This is a genomic window from Phreatobacter sp., from assembly GCF_051860605.1.
In the GTDB taxonomy this organism is placed as follows: Bacteria; Pseudomonadota; Alphaproteobacteria; order Rhizobiales; family Phreatobacteraceae; genus Phreatobacter.
In genome coordinates this window covers 33,671-51,966 of the sequence record NZ_JBHYDR010000011.1, presented here as the reverse complement: position 1 = coordinate 51,966, position 18,296 = coordinate 33,671, and the positions used below count along the sequence as shown (strand labels likewise).

Below are 18,296 nucleotides of genomic sequence, written 5' to 3'. Positions count from 1 at the left end.
CATGAAGCGGGTGGCTATCGCCGAAAGGCCCAACTGGAAGGCGCTCGCCGACGAATATGGCTTCGCCTATGCGATGCCGGACGGCCAGCGCTACTGGGACGAGCGGGCCTACTACCAGTTCACGCTGCACCAGATCGAGAAGGACATCGAGGAGGGCACCGAGGAACTGGTGGCGCTGTGCGGGGAATTCGCAGGCCGGGCGGTGCGCGACGAGGAATATCTGCGCCGCCTCAACATCCCCTCCATCTACTGGGACTGGCTGGCCAAGAGCTGGCAGCGGCACGACAAGAGCCTCTATGGCCGGTTCGATTTCACCTATGACGGAACCTCGCCGCCAAAGCTTCTGGAGTTCAACGCCGACACGCCGACCTCGCTCTACGAGGCCGCCGTGTTCCAGTGGTTCTGGCTGGAGGACCGGATCAAGGCCGGCGCCCTGCCCAAGGATGCCGACCAGTTCAACAGCCTGCATGACAAGCTGATCGCGCGGTTCAAGGAATGGCCGAAATCCGGCCTGTTCCACATGACGGCCTTCTCCGAGGAGCTGGAGGACCGCAAGAACGTCGAATACATGGCCGAATGCGCCACCGAGGCCGGCCACCGGCTGGTGCTGATCGACATTGCCGATATCGGCCTGTCCCGCAACGGCCAGTTCGTCGACCTGCAGAACCGCTCGATCGACACGCTGTTCAAGCTCTATCCCTGGGAATGGCTGATCCACGAGGAGTTCGGCTCGGCCATGCCGGCCAGCAACACGATCTGGATCGAGCCGCCCTGGAAGATGCTGCTCTCGACCAAGGCTATCCTGCCCGAATTGTGGAAGCTCGCGCCCAATCACCCCAACCTCCTGGAATGCTACCACGAGGGTGATCCCGCCGCCTCCAGTCTCGGCTCGAGCTATGCCGCCAAGCCGATCTTCTCGCGCGAGGGGTCGAACGTCGAAATCCGCCGCGACGGCGTGGTTCTGGCCGCGCCCGAGGGTCCCTATGGCGATCAGCCGCGGGTGCTGCAGGCGCTCGCCCCGGACGTCGTGTTCAACGGCATGCGGCCGGTTCTCGGCTCGTGGATCATCGACCAGGACCCGGCCGGCATGGGCATCCGCGAGGATGCGGGCCTCGTCACCGGCAACACCTCCTGCTTCATCCCGCACGCCATCGTCGGTTGATCGGCGCGCGCAGGTCTGCCAGAAGGCGTCGGCGACCGTAACCCGGCGCCCGGGTCCCGCATGGCCGGGCGCTGCAGGGCCCGGAGACCCGACATGACCTCATTGTCCGAACTGGCTCAGGCGACCGTGACGGTCGGCCCGGTGACCTTCGGAAACCGCCTGCCGCTGGCCCTGATCGCGGGGCCCTGCGCCATGGAAAGCCGCGAGCACGCGCTGGAGGTTGCCGCCGCCCTGAAGGAGATCACGGAGCGGGTCGGCATCGGCCTCGTCTACAAGTCGTCCTTCGACAAGGCCAACCGCACCTCGGGCAAGTCCTCGCGCGGCATCGGGATGAAGGCGGCCATGCCGATCTTCGCCGAGGTGAAGGAGCGGCTCGGCCTGCCGGTCATCACCGACATCCACGAGATCGACCAGTGCGCGCCGGTCGCCGAGGTCGCCGACATCCTGCAGATCCCGGCCTTTCTCTGCCGCCAGACCGATCTGCTGGTCGCCGCCGCGCGGACCGGCCGGGCGGTCAATGTCAAGAAGGGCCAGTTCCTCGCGCCCTGGGACATGGCCAATGTCGCCGCCAAGGTGACCGAGGCCGGCAACCCGAACGTCATGGTGACCGAGCGCGGCGCCTCCTTCGGCTACAACACGCTCGTCTCCGACATGCGCGCGCTGCCGATCATGGCGGAGACGACCGGCGCGCCGGTCATCTTCGATGCCACCCATTCGGTCCAGCAGCCCGGCGGCAAGGGCGCGTCCTCCGGCGGCCAGCGCGAATTCGTGCCGGTGCTGGCGCGGGCTGCGGTGGCGGTCGGCGTTGCCGGCCTGTTCATCGAGACCCATCCCGACCCCGACAAGGCGCCGTCCGACGGCCCCAACATGGTGCCGCTCAGGCAGATGGAGGGCCTCCTGAAGATCCTCGTGGCCTTCGACCGGCTGGCCAAGGGGCTTGCCTGACGGCGGGCATCCTGCATCAGTGTTGGCCGTCCTTCGAGGCTTGCCCTTCGGGCTCGCACCTCAGGATGAGGCCAGGGGTGTCTTGCACCTCGGTTGATGCTGCGGACCTTCCGTGCCTTTTCCGACGCTGATGCCAGTGACAATCCCCCTCATCCTGAGGTGCGAGCGGAGCGAGCCTCGAAGGACGCAATCCCACGATGCCGGTCTCCAAAGGCCCTAGAATGCCGATGATCTGCCGAATCGGAACCTCCCCATGACCGAACGCTCCTGCCTTTCCATCGTGCTCGCGGCCGGCGAGGGCACGCGGATGAAGTCCGCACGGCCCAAGGTCCTGCACGAGGTGGCGGGGCTTTCCATGCTCGGTCACGTGCTGACCGCGGTGGCGGCGGCCGGCGGCACGGCGGCAGCGGTCGTGGTCGGGCCGGATCGGGACGATGTCGCCGCGGAGGCGCGCCGGCTGGTGCCGGAGGCCACTGTCCATGTCCAGGCCGATCGCCTCGGCACCGCCCATGCGGTGCTGCAGGCCGAGGCCGCCCTCGCGAAGGGCTTTGACGATGTGATCGTCGCCTTCGGGGATACGCCGCTGGTGACGCCTCAGACGTTCCTGCGCCTGCGCGCCGCGCTGGCGGGGGGCGCGGCCGTGGCGGTGCTCGGCTTCCAGGCGGCGGACCCGTTCGGCTACGGACGGCTGGTGATGGAAGGCGGCGCGCTTGCCGCCATCGTCGAGGAGAAGGACGCGACCGAAGCGCAGCGCGCCATCACGCTCTGCAATGGCGGGCTGATGGCGCTGGCCGGGACCCATGCGCTGGCTCTCCTGAAACGGATCGGCAATGCCAATGCCAAGGGCGAATTCTACCTGACCGATGCGGTGGCCCTGGCCTTTGCCGGGGGTCTGCCCACGGCCATCGTCACGTCCCCTGAAGAAGAGGTGCGCGGCGTCAATGACCGCGTCCAGCTTGCCGAGGTCGAGGCCATCGCGCAGACGCGCCTGCGCGTCGCGGCCATGCGCGGTGGCGCCACGCTGACCGCGCCGGGCACCGTCTTCCTGTCCTTCGACACGCGGCTCGGCCGCGACGTGCTGGTCGAGCCCAATGTGGTGTTCGGCCCCGGCGTGACGGTGGAGGACGGCGTCATCATCCGCGCCAGTTCCCACCTTGCCGGCTGCCACGTCGCGCGCGGCGCCATTGTTGGCCCCTTCGCGCGCATCCGGCCGAAGAGCCGGATCGGGGAGGGGGTGCATATCGGCAATTTCGTCGAGGTGAACCGCACGACCATGGGGCCGCGGGCGGAGGCGAACCATCTTGCCTATCTTGGCGATGCGACTGTCGGCGAGGGCACCAATATCGGCGCCGGCACCATCACCTGCAATTTCGATGGCGCCGACAAGCACCCGACCGTCATCGGCCGCGACGCCTTCGTCGGCTCCAATTCCACCTTGGTGGCGCCGCTGACCATCGGCGACGAGGTGCTGATCGCGGCCGGCTCGACCATCACGCTGGATGTCGCCTCCGGCTCGCTCGCCTTCGGCCGTCCCCGGCAGGCAGCGCTTCCGGACCGGGGGGCCGAGCGCATCCGGACGAACAAGCGCCGCCGGGCCGCGCGCAAGGCAAAGGAAGCGGGGAAAGCCTGAGGGCAGCGCCAGATTGGGGGACTGCAGCCCGGGCCTGCGTCCTTCGAGGCTCGCTGTCGCTCGCACCTCAGGATGAGGTGGGCAGAGGACGGCACCGAGGGCGATCTGAAGCGCAACGGGCGAGCCTCTCGCCGCTGATGCCATTCCCAACCCTCCTCATCCTGAGGTGCGAGCGACAGCGAGCCTCGAAGGACGCACGTGGCTGGTGCCGCGCAACGCCAGGGAGCTCCTCAGGATGAGGAGCATCGGGGTCTGCATCCCGGGTGGGCAGGCGGAGCGGGGGGGCACTCACTGGAGAAGCCGATGCCGCTCACCACCCTCCTCATCCTGAGGTGCGAGCGACAGCGAGCCTCGAAGGACGCACTGGCGTGGTGCAGCCCATCGCCTTCGCCCCTGTCTCACATCGTCACAGCTTTTCATTTCCCGGCGGCCTCGCGCCGCCGTTAAACCCCTTTTGACGCCGATGGGCCTATCAAGGGCAGAGTCGGGCATGAACGGAGCCAAGAGCGCATGTGCGGTATCATCGGCATCCTCGGCAAGCAGCCCGTGGCCGGCCAGCTCGTCGACAGTCTCAAGCGGCTCGAATATCGCGGCTATGATTCGGCCGGGGTCGCCACGCTCGAGGATGGCGTGCTCACCCGCCGCCGCGCCGAGGGCAAGCTGAAGAACCTGGAGGCGGTCCTGGCGGGCGCGCCGCTGAAGGGCACCATCGGCATCGGCCATACCCGCTGGGCCACCCACGGCGCGCCGACCGAGACCAATGCCCATCCGCATGCCTCCGAGGGGGTCGCCGTCGTCCACAACGGCATCATCGAGAATTTCCGCGAGCTGCGGCGCGAACTGGAGGCGGAAGGCGTCGTCTTCTCCACCCAGACCGACACGGAGACCGTCGCGCATCTGGTCGGCCAGCTGATGAAGGCCGGCAAGAGCCCGGCCGATGCGGTCGGCGCCGTGTTGCCGCGCCTGCGCGGGGCTTTCGCGCTCGCTTTCGTGTTCGAGGGCAACGACAACCTGCTGATCGGCGCCCGCAAGGGCTCGCCGCTCGCGGTCGGCTATGGCGATGGCGAGATGTATCTGGGCTCCGACGCCATCGCGCTCGCGCCCTTCACCTCGGCGGTCGCCTATCTGGAGGAGGGCGACTGGGCCATCCTCGACCGCAACTCCGTGGAGATCCGCGACGAGCAGGGCCATGTCGTGCAGCGGCCGGTGATCCGCTCCTCGGCGACCGCCTTCCTCGTCGACAAGGGCAACCACAAGCATTTCATGCTCAAGGAGATCTACGAGCAGCCCGAAGTCGTCGCCCGCACCACCGCCCACTATCTCGACATGGCCGCCGGAAAGGTGCGGCTGCCCGCCGACCTGCCCTTCGACTGGGCCAAGCTGCCGCGCATCTCGATCGCGGCCTGCGGAACCGCCTATCTCGCCGGCCTCACCGCCAAATACTGGTTCGAGCGCTTCGCCCGGATCCAGGTCGACATCGATATCGCCTCCGAGTTCCGCTACCGCGAGACGCCGATGGTGCCGGGCGGCCTGATGATCGTCGTCTCCCAGTCCGGCGAGACGGCCGATACGCTGGCCTCGCTGCGCTACGCCAAGGAGAACGGCCAGCACGTCCTCGCCGTGGTCAATGTGCCGACCTCGACGATTGCCCGCGAGAGCCACATCGTCATGCCGACGCTGGCCGGTCCCGAGATCGGTGTCGCCTCGACCAAGGCCTTCACCTGCCAGCTCGCCGTGCTCGCCTCGCTGGCCATCGCCGCCGGCAAGGCCCGCGGCTATGTCGGCCCCGAGGACGAGGACCGGCTGGTGCGCGCCATGATGGAGGCGCCCCGCTACATGAACGAGGCGCTGAAGCAGGAGGACGAGATCGCCGGTCTCGCCAAGTCGCTCTCCAAGGTGCGCGACGTGCTCTATCTGGGCCGCGGCACCTCCTATCCGATCGCCCTGGAGGGCGCGCTGAAGCTGAAGGAACTGTCCTATATCCATGCCGAGGGCTATGCCGCCGGCGAGCTCAAGCACGGCCCCATCGCGCTGATCGACGAGACCATGCCGGTGGTCGTCATCGCGCCCTTCGACAAGGTCTACGAGAAGACCGTGTCGAACATGCAGGAGGTGGCGGCGCGGGGCGGCCTGATCATCCTGGTGACGGATGCCAAGGGGGCCGAGCACGCCGCCGTCGATACCGTCGCCACCATCGTGATGCCCGACGTGCCGGCCACCATCGCGCCCATCGTCTATGCGGTGCCGATCCAGCTCATCGCCTATCACACGGCCGTGGAGATGGGCACGGATGTCGACCAGCCGCGCAACCTCGCCAAAAGCGTGACGGTGGAATGAAGCCGCGGCAGGGGTCTGCCGGTGCCAGTCCCTGCCTTCAGGCGCAGCTTTCGAACATAGCGGGAATCTACCAAACCATCGTCACGCTGTCAAGGACCGTAGTCCTATAATCGGACGAATGTCAGGCCGACTGGCGGGTGATCGCGATCCGCGTCACCACCACGGCCAGATAGAAGGCGAACAGCAGGGCCAGCGTGGCGGCAAGGCCGTGGGGTGGCCAAAAATCCATGCCGGCCCCCGCCAGCGGCGGCCCGACGATCAGCCCGATCGAATACATCACCACGAAGGCCGCATTGGCCTGGGCAAGGTCTGCGCCGCGAAAGCGGCTGCCGAGATGGGCGAGCCCCACGGTGTAGAGCCCGGCGACGATGCCGCCCCACACGAACAGCAGCGCCATCAGCGCGGTCAGGCCGAGCGGGACCATGGCCATGACGGCCATGCCGGTCGCGCCGACGCTGGCGCAGAACAGCAGCACCCAGCGCCGGTCGATCCGGTCGGCGATCATCCCCAAGGGGATCTGGAACAGCACATTGCCGAGCACGAAGGCCGTCACCAGCGACAGCGCGCCCATCGTGTCGAGACCGATGGCCGTGCCGTAGAGCGGCAGCAGCGCGATGGCGCCGGTTTCCGCGGCGCCGAACACCAGCGCCGCCAGCGTGCCCGCCGGCGCCGCCCACAGGTACGTCATCAGCCCGGACGTCGGTTCGTCCCCGATGACGGGGGCGATGCCGCGCGCCAGCACGACCGGCAGGGCGGCGAGGCCGAAGACGGCGCTGCCCGCCAGGAACGGCGCCGGCCCCGCGGTGCCGACGAAGGTCAGGATCTGCGGCCCGGTGGCAAATCCCAGCGACAGGGCGGTGGCATAGATGCCGAGCACGAAGCCGCGCCGCGCCTCGGGGGCGGCCGCGTTGATCCAGTATTCGGAGAGCACGAACAGCACGGCCAGCGAGCCGCCGAACACGAATCGCAGGGGGAACCAGGCCCAGAGCGGCTCGACCACCAGGAAGGCGAGAAGCGAGACCACCCCCGTTGCAATCGCCACCCCCAGCACCGCCCGCACGCCATAGGCCCTGGCCCAGCCGGAGATGAACGGCGCGCAGGCGATCGTCGCCACGCCGCCCATGGCTGTGTTGATGCCGATGAGCGTGCGCGAGGCACCCTTGGCATCCATGGCAAAGGACAGGAGCGGGATCGACAGCGACAGGCCGATTCCCACCGACACGATGCAGGCAATGGCCGCAGCGATGGACAGGGTCGTCTGGCGGTCGAAGGTGGGGGATGCGATGACGGTCATGAGGCCGCCTGACATGACGCCGTGACCGCGCCATGACAAGCGCCGAATTGGCGCCTCAGGCCGGCGCAGACTGAACGGTACGGCGGGGGCGGCTGGCGGACGGGCGCCTGCGGAAGCGTCGCCGCGCCCAGATGACGAGACCGGTGGTCATCAGGATGATGAAGGCAAGGGAGATCACCACGTTCATCAGGCCCGCCCAGATGCCCGCGAAATTGCCCTCGTGCAGCAGGCGCGGCCAGTTGCGCGAACTGGCGACAAGGCCGTCGCGCGCCACCGAAAAGACCCGGTACTCGCCACCCTCGACGAGGCGGATCAACTGGCGGCCGTTGCGGCTGCGCAGCCAGACGAGGCCCGACAGGTCATGCTGCGCTCCCGCGATGCGGATCGCCTCGCGCAGCGGGACGGGTTCGGCACGGGCGGTCGGCGGGGGGCCGGTAAAGGTCACACCCCAGGCGAGGAACAGGCCGGTGAGGGGCGACAGGATGAGCAATGGCAGCAGGATCCACGCCACACCCTTGTGCCAGCCCGACACTGAGTTGGCGAGGCGCGGCCAGCCCATGGCGATGCCGATGGCCACCAGCAGCAGCATGGCCATCGTCGAGACGTGCACCAGCCAGCCGAGTTCCAGCATTAGCGTCTCGTGCAGAACGCGAGAATAGTAGAAGAGGTCGGAAACCGTGCCGCCCTCCGTCAGTTCGGCTCCGGTGCGAATATCGACGTCGATCGTGTCGTCGGGCCTGACCCCGCCGATGGACAGCCGGTTCTCATAGGCGCGGAAGGTCAGCGAGCGTGCCTTGCCCTCGGGATCATGGCGATCCAGGATCGCCTCGATCCGGGCGGCATCGAGCGATCCGGGGCGGGTGGCGCCGATCTGGGCGATCGGTTCGAACGACAGGATCAGCCCGGTCAGGATGATCACAGCGAGAGGCAGGGCGAAGACCAGCGTGATCCAGCGGTGAAACCGCAACAGCCAAGGCTTCCACATCCGCGCGGCCCTTCCATGATCGCCACATATTCGGTCAGGACGCTAGTCGGTCGCCTCGGGCCACCTCAAATGAATTCGCGTTAATGTGTCAGAGCAGTTCCCGCCGGAACTCCTTGCGGACCATGTAGTAGAACGGCACCGGCAGGGCCGGCGAGAACCCTTTGGTGATGCGGTCGCCGAGTTCCTCGAGCACCACCGTGGTGATGGTCGGCAGGTCCTCGTGGAGCGCTTCTTCCAGCGTCAGCCATTTCAGTTCGGTCAGTTCCGCATGGGGGCCGACAACGCCCTCGATCCGGTGGGCGACATGGTCGGCGTCGCAGGCGAAGAAGCGGGTGTCGAAACGCTTCGGCCGGCGCGGCGGCGTGATGGCGCGGGCGACGAAATGGAGGGATTCAAGGTCCGGGAACACGCCGTGCGCGGCGAAAAGCTCCCAGCCTTTCGGAACGACCTCCGGCTTGCCGGCATCGCGGGTGCCGAGCAGCAGCCCGGTCTCCTCGCAGGTCTCGCGGATGGCGGTCAGCGCCAGCGATCGGGCACGGGACATGGACGGTCGCTGGACGCGCGCCATCAGACGCGCCTGGGCGAGGTCGTGCAAGGTGCCATAGACCGGCATGGCGCGGTCGTCGGGGTCGCGCCGCCCGCCGGGAAAGACGAACTTGCCCGGCATGAACTTCAGGTCAAGGCGCCGCTTGCCCATCAGCACCTTGGGGTGCTTGCCGGTGCGGTCGATCAGAATGAGGGTCGCGGCATCCACCGGGCGCTGGTTCGCCCAGCGCTGCTCGCGCTCCGTCTTCGTCAGCCTCTCGGCCAGCCCCGAACCCTGTTCGCTCATCCCGGTATCGCGTCCCTTGCTTCGTCGCTGTCCTCGTCGAAGCCATGCATCCTGAGCGCCCACTGATAGGCCACCACGGCCCCCTTCAGCACCGGCAGGAACGCCAGGCACAGGATCAGCGTCAGCGGCAGCCAGATCGCGATATGGATCCAGTAGTCCGGTGCGTAGCCCACCTCCAGCCAGAGCATGAAGGGCACGAGCAGGTGGCCGACGAGGAGGATCGTCAGATAGGGCGGTGCGTCGTCCGCCCGGTGATGGTGCAGCGCCTCGCCGCAGCGCTCGCAGGCCGGCGCCACCTTCAGGTAGGACGAGAACATGCGGCCTTCGCCGCAGGCGGGGCAGCGACAGGCAAGGCCGCGCCTCAGCGCGGGCCAGACCGGCCGGGCCGGCTTCTCGGCGGCAACCGGACTGCCATGAAGGTATTGCACGCTCATTTGCGGCCCTTCCTTTTCCACGGGGGCTTGGACGGCTTGTCGCCGGGGCGGGCGCGCCGACCGTCGGAAAAGCCGTCGTCGCGACGGTTGCGCCGTATGTGCTCTCCGCGCCGGGGCGAGGCAACCCCGGCCCGGCCATCGCTCATCAGTTCGAAACGCAGGGCTCCCGCCACGGGGGCGGCCTCGACCAGGCGCACCGTCACCGGATCGCCCAGCCGGTAGGTTTCGCCGGTGCGCGAGCCGACGAGGGCCTGCTGGCCCTCCTCGTAGCGGAAATAGTCGCCGCCGATGCTGGCGGCCGGCACGAAGCCGTCAGCGCCCGTCTCGGCCAGTTTCACGAACAGGCCGGACCGGGTCATGCCCGAGATGCGGGCCTGGAAGATGTCGCCGATCCGGTCCACCAGATGGGCGGCGATCAGCCGGTCGATCGTTTCGCGCTCGGCCGCCATCGCCCGGCGCTCCGCCGCGGAAATCTCGGCTCCGATCTCGGCCAGCGCCGAAGCCTGGCCGTCGGTCAGGCCGTCCGAACCGAGGCCAAGCGCCCGGATCAGCCCGCGATGGACGATGAGGTCCGCATAGCGTCGGATCGGCGAGGTGAAATGGGCGTAGCGGCGCAGGTTGAGGCCGAAATGGCCGATATTCTCCGGCGAATATTCCGCCTGGCTCTGCGAGCGCAGCACCACCTGGTTGACCAGTTCCACCGAATCCGTGGCGCCGGCCCGGCGCAGGATCTGGTTGAAATGGGAGGGTCGCAGCAGCGCCGCCTTGGGCAGGGCGATGTCGAGCGTCTTGAGAAACTCCTTCAGCGCCATGAGCTTCTCCATGCTCGGCGCGTCATGGATGCGGTACATGCAGGGGACGCGATGCTTTTCCAGCGTCTCGGCCGCGCAGACATTGGCGAGGATCATCATCTCCTCGATCAGCCGGTGGGCGTCGAGCCGCTCCGGCACCACCACCCGGTCGACCGTGCCATCGGGCTTCAAGAGGATCTTGCGCTCGGGCAGGTCGAGGTCCAGCGGCTCGCGGTCGTCGCGGGCGCGCTTCAGGGCCGCATAGGCCTCCCAGAGCGGTTTCAGCACGCCATCGACCAGCGGATCGGTGATGTCGTCGGGCCGGCCGTCGATGGCCGCCTGCGCCTGGGCATAGGCGAGCTTTGCCGCCGAGCGCATCAGGATCCGGTGGAAGGAGTGGGACTTCCTGCGCCCGTCGGCGCGGATGACGATCCGACAGGCCATCGCCGGCCGGTCCTCGAGCGGGCGCAGCGAGCACAGGTCGTTGGAAATGCGCTCGGGCAGCATGGGCACCACCCGGTCGGGGAAATAGACCGAATTGCCGCGCAGCGCCGCCTCGCGGTCGAGCGCCGTGCCGGGGCGCACATAGGCCGCGACATCGGCGATGGCGACCGTGAGGATGAAGCCGCCGGGATTGTCAGCCGCAGGATCGGGTTCGGCATGGACCGCATCGTCGTGGTCCTTGGCATCGGCCGGGTCGATGGTGACCAGCGACAGGCGGCGCCAGTCCTCGCGCCCGCCGGGTCGCACCGGCTCGGCGCGCTCGGCTTCCGCCAGGGTTTCGGCGCGGAAGACATGCGGGATGCCGTGGATCTCCAGCGCGATCAGCGAGATGGCGCGCTCGGATGTCAGGTTGCCGAGGCGTTCGCGCACCCGCGCCACCGGTGGCCCGAACCGCGAGGTTTTCACGACATCGACCGCGACGAGATCGCCGTCCCTGGCGCCCTCCGTCGCCTCGTCGGGAATGGTGAGCTCCCGCCCGGAATTCTTCTTGTCGACGGGCAGCAGCCGGCCGCCATGACCGGGAATGGCGCGGAACACGCCGATCACGCGGGAGCGGCCGCGATCGAGGATCTTCATCACCCGCCCGACCGGCCTCGAATCGTCGGAGGGCCCGCCGCCATCGGCCAGGCGCACCAGCACACGGTCGCCGACGCCGGGCACCGGCTCGCCGGCGCGCGGGCGATGGGGCAGGGCGATGACGATATCCGGCACCGCGCCGTGCTCGGCCTCGTTCCATTCGGCCGGGCTCGCGACAAGGTCGCCGTCCGCATCGCGGCTCACCACGTCGACCACCAGCACAGGCGGCAGCGCGCCGCGCTTGACCAGCCGGCCCCGGCCCTTGGTCACCAGGCCCTCGTCGAGGATGCCCTTGAGCAGCGCCTTCAATTCCGCCTTGTCGGCGCCATGCAGGCCGAAATGGCGCGCGATCTCGCGCTTGCCCACGCGCCCGGTCTGGCTCGCGATGAAGGCAAGAACCTCCTCGCGGGAGGGCAGGCGGACGGGCGCGTCGGTCTTGGGCTTGCGGGGCAAGGAACTTCCGGAATCGGGCCCGGCCATGCGACGGGACCGCCGCACGCTACCGGATCGGCGGCGTCAGGGAAACGCTGCGCCGCGCAGCGCTGCCTCAGTCCTTCGGGGCAGGGGCTTTCTTCGCGACGGGTTTCTTGGCCCCAGCCTTTTTCGCGGCTGGCTTCCTGGCCGCCGGCTTGGTCGCGCCCGCCGCCTTGGGTGCGGATCGCGCCGCCGCCGGACGCGCCTTGCCCTTGCGCCCCGAGCCGGCGCTGTCGGCGCGCGCGGCAATGAGCGCCACCGCCTCGTCCATCGTCAGTTCGTCCGGGTTCTTGCCCTTCGCGATGGTCGCGTTGACGGCGCCGTGCTTCACATAGGGCCCGTAGCGGCCCGGCATCACGGTGATCGGTCCGCCCAGCGTCGGATGGTCGCCGAGCACCCGGCCCGTGGCCTGCGCACCGCGGCCGAAGCGCGATTTCGCTCCGGTCTCCTTGGCGATGATGAGGTCGATGGCCCGGTTCGAGCCGATCGCCAGCACGTCATCGTCCTTTTCCAGATTGGCGTAGGTGCGATCGTGCTGGACATAGGGGCCATAGCGGCCGATGCCGACGAGGATCGGATTGCCGCTCTCGGGATGGCGGGCCACCTCCTTCGGCAGTTCCAGAAGGGCGAGCGCGCGGGCAAGGTCGAGGCTTGCCGGTTCCAGCCCCTTGGGCAGCGACGAGCGCTTCGGCTTCTCGCCCTCGCCGAGCTGGATGTACGGTCCGAACCGGCCGTCCCGGACGATGACCTCAAGTCCGCTGACAGGGTCGTTGCCGAGCCGCCGCGTGCCGTCGGGCGCAGCGTCCGCCGGTCCCTCGCCATTGCCCTCGCCGGGGGCGGCAAGCTGGCGGGTGAAGCGGCATTCGGGATAGTTCGAGCAGCCGATGAAGGCGCCGAATTTGCCGAGCTTCAGCGAGAGCATGCCGGAGCCGCAGCTGGGACAGGCGCGCGGATTGGCGCCGTCGGCACGGTCGGGGAAGATATGCGGCCCAAGGCTCTCGTTGAGCGCGCTGAGCACGTCGGACACGCGCAGTTCCCGGGTCTCCTCGATGGCGGCGGCAAAGTCGCGCCAGAACGCGCGCAGCAGGGCCTTCCAGTCGAGTTCGTGGTTGGAGACGAGGTCGAGCTGCTCCTCCAGCGCCGCCGTGAAGCCGTATTCCACATAGCGGTTGAAGAAGTTTTCCAGGAAGGCGGTGACCAGCCGGCCCTTGTCCTCGGGGATCAGCCGCTTCTTGTCCAGCCGCACATATTCGCGGTCCTGCAGGGTCTGCAGCGTTGCGGCATAGGTGGACGGCCGGCCGATGCCAAGCTCCTCCATGCGCTTGACGAGGCTCGCCTCGGTGTAGCGCGGCGGCGGCTCGGTGAAGTGCTGCCCGGCGGCAATGGCCCGACGATCCAGCTTTTCGCCCATCGTCATGGCCGGCAGCCGGCGCGAATCCTCATCGTCCGCCTCGTCGTCGCGGTCCTCGGTGTAGAGGGTCAGGAAGCCATCGAACTTCACCACCTGCCCGGTGGCGCGCAGGTCGAGCTTGCGGCCGAGCGAAGGCCCCAGTCCCCCCACGGTGGCCGTGATTTCGACGGTGGTGCGCTCGAGCTCGGCGCTTTCCATCTGCGAGGCGACCGTGCGCTTCCAGATCAGCTCGTAGAGCCTGGCCTGTTCCGGTTCGAGGAAGCGGGCGACCTCGCGCGGGTGCCGGCGTGCATCGGTCGGCCGGATCGCCTCGTGGGCCTCCTGCGCGTTCTTCTGCTTGGACGTGTATTTGCGCGGCGCGCCGGGCAGATAGCGGGGGCCGAAATCCTTGCCGATCAGGCTGCGGATGGCAGAGACCGCCTCCGGCGCCACATCGACGCCGTCGGTGCGCATATAGGTGATGAGGCCGACAGTCTCGCCGCCGATATCCGTGCCTTCGTAGAGGCGCTGGGCGACCTGCATGGTGCGGGCCGGGGCAAAGCCGAGCTTGCGGCTGGCCTCCTGCTGCAGCGTCGAGGTGGTAAAGGGCGCATAGGGGTGCCGGCGGGCGGGCTTGGCCTCGACCGAGGCAACCGCGAAATGGGCCTCGTTCAGCGCTTTCTCGAAGGCCCGGGCCTCGTCCTCGGTGCCGACGTCCAGCCGCTGGAGCTTCTTGCCGTCCGCACCGACCAGCCGCGCCTCGAAGGTCTCGCTGCGCGGAGTGGCGAGGGTCGCCACCAGCGACCAGTATTCCTGCCGCCGGAACCGCTCGATCTCGGCCTCGCGCTCGCAGACGAGGCGCAGCGAGACCGACTGCACGCGCCCGGCCGACCGCGCGCCGGGCAGCTTGCGCCAGAGCACGGGCGACAGGCGGAAGCCGACCAGATAGTCGAGCGCGCGGCGGGCGAGATAGGCCTCGACCAGTGCCTCGTCGATGGCCCGCGGGTTGGCCATCGCGTCCTGCACGGCCTGCTTGGTGATGGCGTTGAACGTCACCCGTTCGACCGGCATGTCCTTCAGCACGCGCTTCTCGCGCAGCGCCTCCAGAATGTGCCAGGAGATCGCCTCGCCCTCGCGGTCGGGGTCGGTGGCCAGGATGAGCTTGGCGGCGCCCTTCACGGTGCGGGCGATCTCGGCAATGCGCTTGGCGCCGCGCCCGTCGGCCTCCCAGATCATGGTGAAATCGGCATCGGGGTCCACCGATCCGTCTTTCGGCGGCAGGTCGCGGACATGGCCGAAGGAGGCGATGACCTCGTAGCCGGAACCAAGATATTTGTTGATCGTCTTGGCCTTGGCCGGCGATTCGACGATGACGACGTTGACGCCCACGCGCTGTCAGTCCCTTGCAAAGCCTTGCGCCGCCGCCCCTGGTGCGGCGCAAACAGGCGCGGAACATGGGCACAAGCCAACGCAGTGTCAAATGGCAGCGACAACACCAAAAGATTGTAAAATCTATTGACTGATATCAAAGGTTGTATATCGCTCTGGGGATGCCGCACGTCATCCGTCAGCCGGGCCCATCGCCATGACCGATCGAAGGACGACCGACCGAAGGACATCTGCCCGCAGCATGCGCCGTCCGGCGGAATCCGACCAGCGGGCGGCAGGTCCCCCGCCGGCGACCTGGCCCGTGGACCGCGCCGAACTGTCCGCCTATCTCGCCGCCGCAACGGCGGAGCTTGCAGGGCTTGCCCATGCCGGCGGATTTCGCACGCTTGGGTTCCTCACCGATATGGCGCGAATGGAAGCCGAACGGCTCGCCGCGACTTTCGCGCGGCTCGACCCGGGCGAGGCGGATCAGACGAGCGAGACACGGCCGCCCGGTTCCCGGTGAAGCCGGCCGGCGAGTTCCAGCTCGAGCAGCACCACGCGGACCGCGGCAACGGGGGCCTCCGACGCCCTGACGATGTCGTCGATGGTCACGGGCACCGGGCCGAGCAGGGAATGGATGCGGCTGCGCGTATCGTCTCCCGGCTCGACGGGCTCCATCGGCACATCGGTCTCGCCGGCTTCCACGGGGCCGGGATCGCGGGCCATGACCGGCCTCAGGACCTCGATGATGTCGGCCGGTTCGGTCACGAGCACGGCGCCCTGCTTGAGCAGCCGGTTGGTTCCGGCGGCGCGCGGATCCAGAGGTGATCCGGGAACTGCAAAGACCTCCCGGTTCTCCTCCAGCGCCATGCGCGCGGTGATCAGCGAGCCGGACCGGTCGGCCGCCTCGATCACCACGACGCCGAGCGACAGGCCGGCGATGAGCCGGTTGCGGCGGGGGAAGTCGCGCGCCCGGGGCTCGTGGCCCATGGGCATCTCGGTGATGGCCGCGCCGGAATCGAGAATGCGGGCCAGCAGCGGCGCATTGTCGGGTGGATAGATCCGGTCCGCGCCACCGGCCAGCACGGCAATCGTGCCGGTCGCGAGCGAGGCATCGTGGGCGGCGGCATCGATGCCGCGGGCAAGGCCCGAGACCGTGACGAAGCCGGCTTCGCCCAGACCGCGGGCGATGAGGGTGGCCATCTTGAGGCCGGCGATCGAGGCATTGCGCGACCCGACGATGCCGACCATCGGGCGCAGCAAGGCGCCGGATTGTCCGGCAATGGCGATGATCGGCGGGACGGCGGCGATGCGGCGCAGGCGGTCGGGATAGTCCGGTTCGCCGAGGGCGACGAAGCGCACGCCCATGCGGGCGCCCTGTGCGATCTCCCGTTCGGCATCCTCGCGGCTGGCGATGCGGATCGTGCGCAGGCCGCCGCGGCGGGAGAGTTCGGGCAGGGCGTCGAGAGCGGCCGCGGCGCCGCCATAGAGGTTGAGCAGATCGCGGAAAGTTCGCGGGCCGACATTCTCGGACCGGGCAAGGCGCAGCCAGTCGACACGCTGGCGGTCGGTCAGCCGTATGGCCGGCGAGGGGCGGGCGAAGAGATCGTCCGCATCCTGGCTCATGCGGGCGGCGCCGCACTCTTGCTGCCGATCCGGCTTTCGCTGCCGGCGATCAGGTTGGCGATGTTCTGGTGGTGGCGCAGCCACAAAAGGGCGACCATCACGACCGTGACCAGGATCACCGGCCAGCCGAGACCGAAGGCGATCATGCCGGCGGGCGCGGCGAGGCTCGCGGCTAGGGCGGCGAGCGACGAATAGCGGAAGGCGAAGGCCATGACGAGCCAGACCGCCGCGAAGACGAGGAAGGACGGCCAGTGCAGGCCGGCGAGCACGCCGACGAAGGTGGCAACGCCCTTGCCGCCCCGAAAGCCCAGCCAGACCGGGAACAGGTGCCCCAGAAACGCGCCAAGACCGGCGGCCAGGCCGAGCCAGGGGCCGAACTGGGCGCCGATCAGCACGGCGGCCGTGCCCTTCAGTCCGTCCAGCAGGAGCGTAGCCGCGGCCAGCCCCTTGTTGCCGGTGCGCAGCACATTGGTCGCGCCGATATTGCCCGACCCGATGGACCGGATATCGCCGAGGCCGGCGGCGCGGGTGAGCAGCAGTCCGAAGGGGATCGAGCCGAGCAGATAGCCCAGCACCAGGGCAGCAACTGCGGGAAGGGACAGGATGTCTGCAGGCATGGGTTGCATCCGGCGGCGGGCCGGCAGGCTAGCCGTGGACGAGGCGCCCGGCAACGAGTGTCTTCACCACGCGTCCGGTCAGGCGGGCCTCGTCGAAGGGCGAGTTCTTGCACTTCGACTTCAGCGTGTCGCGGTCGAGCACCCAGGGCTCGTCAACGTCGATGACCACGAGATCGGCCGGTCCGCCCGCGGCCAGCGAGCCACCGGGCAGGCCGAGAAGCCGCGCCGGGTGGGTGGACAGGGCCTTCAGGAGCTGGATGAGGCTCAACTGGCCGGCATGGACGAGGCGAAGCGCGGCCGGCAGCATGGTCTCGATGCCGACGGCGCCGGGGGCCGCCTCGGCAAAGGGCAGGCGCTTGGTCTCGACGTCCTGGGGGTCATGGTCGGAGACCACGACGTCGATCACGCCGTCGGCGAGCGCATCGGCAAGGGCCAGCCGGTCGTCCTCGGTGCGCAGGGGCGGCGTCACCTTGCAGAACGTGCGGTAGCTGCCGATGTCGTTCTCGTTGAGGGTGAGGTGGTTGATCGTCACGCCGGCGGTGACAGGCAGGCCCTCGGTCTTGGCCCGGGCGATGATGGCCAGCGAATCCCGGCAGGTGATGGAGGCGGCGTGGTAGCGGGCACCTGTCAGCTTCACCAGGCGCATGTCGCGCTCCAGCATGATGGCTTCCGCCTCCACCGGCACCCCGACCAGGCCGAGGCGGGTGGAAAACTCGCCCTCGTTCATCACGCCCTCGCCGACGAGATCGGGATCCTCGGTGTGATGGACGATGAGCGCGTCGAAGTCGCGCGCATAGGTCATGGCCCGTCGCATGACGAGCGTGTCGCTGACCGAGCGGGCGCCATCGGTGAAGGCGACCGCGCCGGCGGCCTTCAGAAGGCCGAACTCGGTCATCTCCCGCCCGGCCAGCTTTTTCGTAATGGCGGCCATGGTGTGGACACGGACGATGCCGGTGTCGCGCGCGCGCCTGAGCAGGAAGTCGACCAGCGCCGGATCGTCGATGACCGGGTCGGTGGCCGGCTGGCAGACCAGCGTGGTGACGCCGCCCGCCGCGGCCGCCTCGCTCGCCGAGGCGATCGTCTCGCGATATTCGAAGCCCGGTTCGCCGACGAAGCAGCGCATGTCGACGAGCCCCGGGGCGACGACCAGACCGCGGCAGTCGATCACCTCGGTGCCCTCGGGGACGGCCTCGCGGGTCAGGTGCGGGCCCGCATCCCGGATGATGCCGGCCTCGATGAACAGCCCGCCGGGCCGGTCGGTGCCGGCCTCCGGGTCGATCAGACGGGCGTTGGCGAGGAGCAGGGGGCGCGGATCGGTCAGCGGCATC

General features: G+C 68.8%; 14 protein-coding genes. 5 read left to right on the top strand and 9 right to left on the bottom strand.

Annotation, left to right across the window (positions count from 1 at the left end; genetic code table 11):
- Position 1 precedes the first annotated feature (1 nt).
- The 4 genes from ACTIFS_RS17785 to glmS all read left to right on the top strand — a co-directional run bounded on the left by ACTIFS_RS17785 (position 2) and on the right by glmS (position 6,074).
- A complete protein-coding gene (locus ACTIFS_RS17785) occupies positions 2-1,162 on the top strand; it encodes a glutathionylspermidine synthase family protein (protein WP_439575464.1) in 1,161 nt (386 codons plus the stop codon).
- Positions 1,163-1,255: 93 nt separating this feature from the next.
- Positions 1,256-2,107 (top strand): 3-deoxy-8-phosphooctulonate synthase, encoded by an 852-nt coding sequence (kdsA, locus tag ACTIFS_RS17780; RefSeq protein WP_439575463.1) that lies wholly within the window; start codon positions 1,256-1,258, stop codon positions 2,105-2,107.
- 253 nt (positions 2,108-2,360) lie between these two features.
- Positions 2,361-3,737, top strand: a complete 1,377-nt coding sequence (gene glmU / locus ACTIFS_RS17775) for a bifunctional UDP-N-acetylglucosamine diphosphorylase/glucosamine-1-phosphate N-acetyltransferase GlmU (protein WP_439575462.1) — start codon at positions 2,361-2,363, stop codon at positions 3,735-3,737.
- A gap of 510 nt (positions 3,738-4,247) precedes the next feature.
- Positions 4,248-6,074, top strand: coding sequence for a glutamine--fructose-6-phosphate transaminase (isomerizing) (glmS, locus tag ACTIFS_RS17770; protein WP_439575461.1), 1,827 nt, complete (start codon positions 4,248-4,250; stop codon positions 6,072-6,074).
- Between the two features lie 121 nt (positions 6,075-6,195).
- On the opposite strand, the gene ACTIFS_RS17765 is transcribed toward glmS, so the two are convergent.
- The 6 genes from ACTIFS_RS17765 to topA all read right to left on the bottom strand — a co-directional run bounded on the left by ACTIFS_RS17765 (position 6,196) and on the right by topA (position 14,743).
- Complete coding sequence (locus ACTIFS_RS17765) at positions 6,196-7,368, bottom strand: MFS transporter (RefSeq protein WP_439575460.1); 1,173 nt, start codon at positions 7,366-7,368, stop codon at positions 6,196-6,198.
- Between the two features lie 55 nt (positions 7,369-7,423).
- On the bottom strand, positions 7,424-8,353 hold the full coding sequence (locus tag ACTIFS_RS17760) for a PepSY domain-containing protein (protein WP_439575459.1): 930 nt from the start codon (positions 8,351-8,353) through the stop codon (positions 7,424-7,426).
- 88 nt (positions 8,354-8,441) lie between these two features.
- Entirely contained in the window at positions 8,442-9,185 is a 744-nt protein-coding gene (locus tag ACTIFS_RS17755) for an NUDIX hydrolase (protein WP_439575458.1), read from the bottom strand.
- Positions 9,182-9,619 (bottom strand): DUF983 domain-containing protein, encoded by a 438-nt coding sequence (locus ACTIFS_RS17750; RefSeq protein WP_439575457.1) that lies wholly within the window; start codon positions 9,617-9,619, stop codon positions 9,182-9,184. The genes ACTIFS_RS17755 and ACTIFS_RS17750 overlap by 4 nt, the downstream gene beginning before the upstream one ends.
- A complete protein-coding gene (rnr, locus tag ACTIFS_RS17745; RefSeq protein ID WP_439575456.1) occupies positions 9,616-11,970 on the bottom strand; it encodes a ribonuclease R in 2,355 nt (784 codons plus the stop codon). The genes ACTIFS_RS17750 and rnr overlap by 4 nt, the downstream gene beginning before the upstream one ends.
- A 67-nt stretch (positions 11,971-12,037) precedes the next feature.
- Positions 12,038-14,743 (bottom strand): type I DNA topoisomerase, encoded by a 2,706-nt coding sequence (gene topA / locus ACTIFS_RS17740; RefSeq protein WP_439575455.1) that lies wholly within the window; start codon positions 14,741-14,743, stop codon positions 12,038-12,040.
- 241 nt (positions 14,744-14,984) lie between these two features.
- Here topA and ACTIFS_RS17735 point away from each other — a divergent pair, with 241 nt between their 5' ends.
- Positions 14,985-15,248, top strand: a complete 264-nt coding sequence (locus tag ACTIFS_RS17735) for a hypothetical protein (RefSeq protein ID WP_439575454.1) — start codon at positions 14,985-14,987, stop codon at positions 15,246-15,248.
- On the opposite strand, the gene dprA is transcribed toward ACTIFS_RS17735, so the two are convergent.
- The 3 genes from dprA to ACTIFS_RS17720 are packed head-to-tail and all read right to left on the bottom strand — an operon-like array spanning position 15,212 to position 18,295.
- On the bottom strand, positions 15,212-16,351 hold the full coding sequence (dprA, locus tag ACTIFS_RS17730; RefSeq protein ID WP_439575453.1) for a DNA-processing protein DprA: 1,140 nt from the start codon (positions 16,349-16,351) through the stop codon (positions 15,212-15,214). The genes ACTIFS_RS17735 and dprA overlap by 37 nt on opposite strands.
- A complete protein-coding gene (plsY, locus tag ACTIFS_RS17725; protein ID WP_439575452.1) occupies positions 16,348-16,968 on the bottom strand; it encodes a glycerol-3-phosphate 1-O-acyltransferase PlsY in 621 nt (206 codons plus the stop codon). The genes dprA and plsY overlap by 4 nt, the downstream gene beginning before the upstream one ends.
- 28 nt (positions 16,969-16,996) lie before the next feature.
- The gene (locus tag ACTIFS_RS17720) at positions 16,997-18,295 is read right to left on the bottom strand and encodes a dihydroorotase (protein WP_439575451.1); all 1,299 of its coding nucleotides are present in this window, start codon (positions 18,293-18,295) and stop codon (positions 16,997-16,999) included.
- Position 18,296: the final 1 nt, after the last annotated feature.

Bases quoted from the DNA above. Each gene is read 5' to 3' on its own strand.
- ACTIFS_RS17785 (WP_439575464.1), top strand. From the start codon at position 2: ATGAAGCGGGTGGCTATCGCCGAAAGGCCCAACTGGAAGGCGCTCGCC.
- kdsA (WP_439575463.1), top strand. From the start codon at position 1,256: ATGACCTCATTGTCCGAACTGGCTCAGGCGACCGTGACGGTCGGCCCG.
- glmU (WP_439575462.1), top strand. From the start codon at position 2,361: ATGACCGAACGCTCCTGCCTTTCCATCGTGCTCGCGGCCGGCGAGGGC.
- glmS (WP_439575461.1), top strand. From the start codon at position 4,248: ATGTGCGGTATCATCGGCATCCTCGGCAAGCAGCCCGTGGCCGGCCAG.
- ACTIFS_RS17765 (WP_439575460.1), bottom strand. From the start codon at position 7,368: ATGACCGTCATCGCATCCCCCACCTTCGACCGCCAGACGACCCTGTCC.
- ACTIFS_RS17760 (WP_439575459.1), bottom strand. From the start codon at position 8,353: ATGTGGAAGCCTTGGCTGTTGCGGTTTCACCGCTGGATCACGCTGGTC.
- ACTIFS_RS17755 (WP_439575458.1), bottom strand. From the start codon at position 9,185: ATGAGCGAACAGGGTTCGGGGCTGGCCGAGAGGCTGACGAAGACGGAG.
- ACTIFS_RS17750 (WP_439575457.1), bottom strand. From the start codon at position 9,619: ATGAGCGTGCAATACCTTCATGGCAGTCCGGTTGCCGCCGAGAAGCCG.
- rnr (WP_439575456.1), bottom strand. From the start codon at position 11,970: ATGGCCGGGCCCGATTCCGGAAGTTCCTTGCCCCGCAAGCCCAAGACC.
- ACTIFS_RS17735 (WP_439575454.1), top strand. From the start codon at position 14,985: ATGCGCCGTCCGGCGGAATCCGACCAGCGGGCGGCAGGTCCCCCGCCG.
- dprA (WP_439575453.1), bottom strand. From the start codon at position 16,351: ATGAGCCAGGATGCGGACGATCTCTTCGCCCGCCCCTCGCCGGCCATA.
- plsY (WP_439575452.1), bottom strand. From the start codon at position 16,968: ATGCCTGCAGACATCCTGTCCCTTCCCGCAGTTGCTGCCCTGGTGCTG.
- ACTIFS_RS17720 (WP_439575451.1), bottom strand. From the start codon at position 18,295: ATGCCGCTGACCGATCCGCGCCCCCTGCTCCTCGCCAACGCCCGTCTG.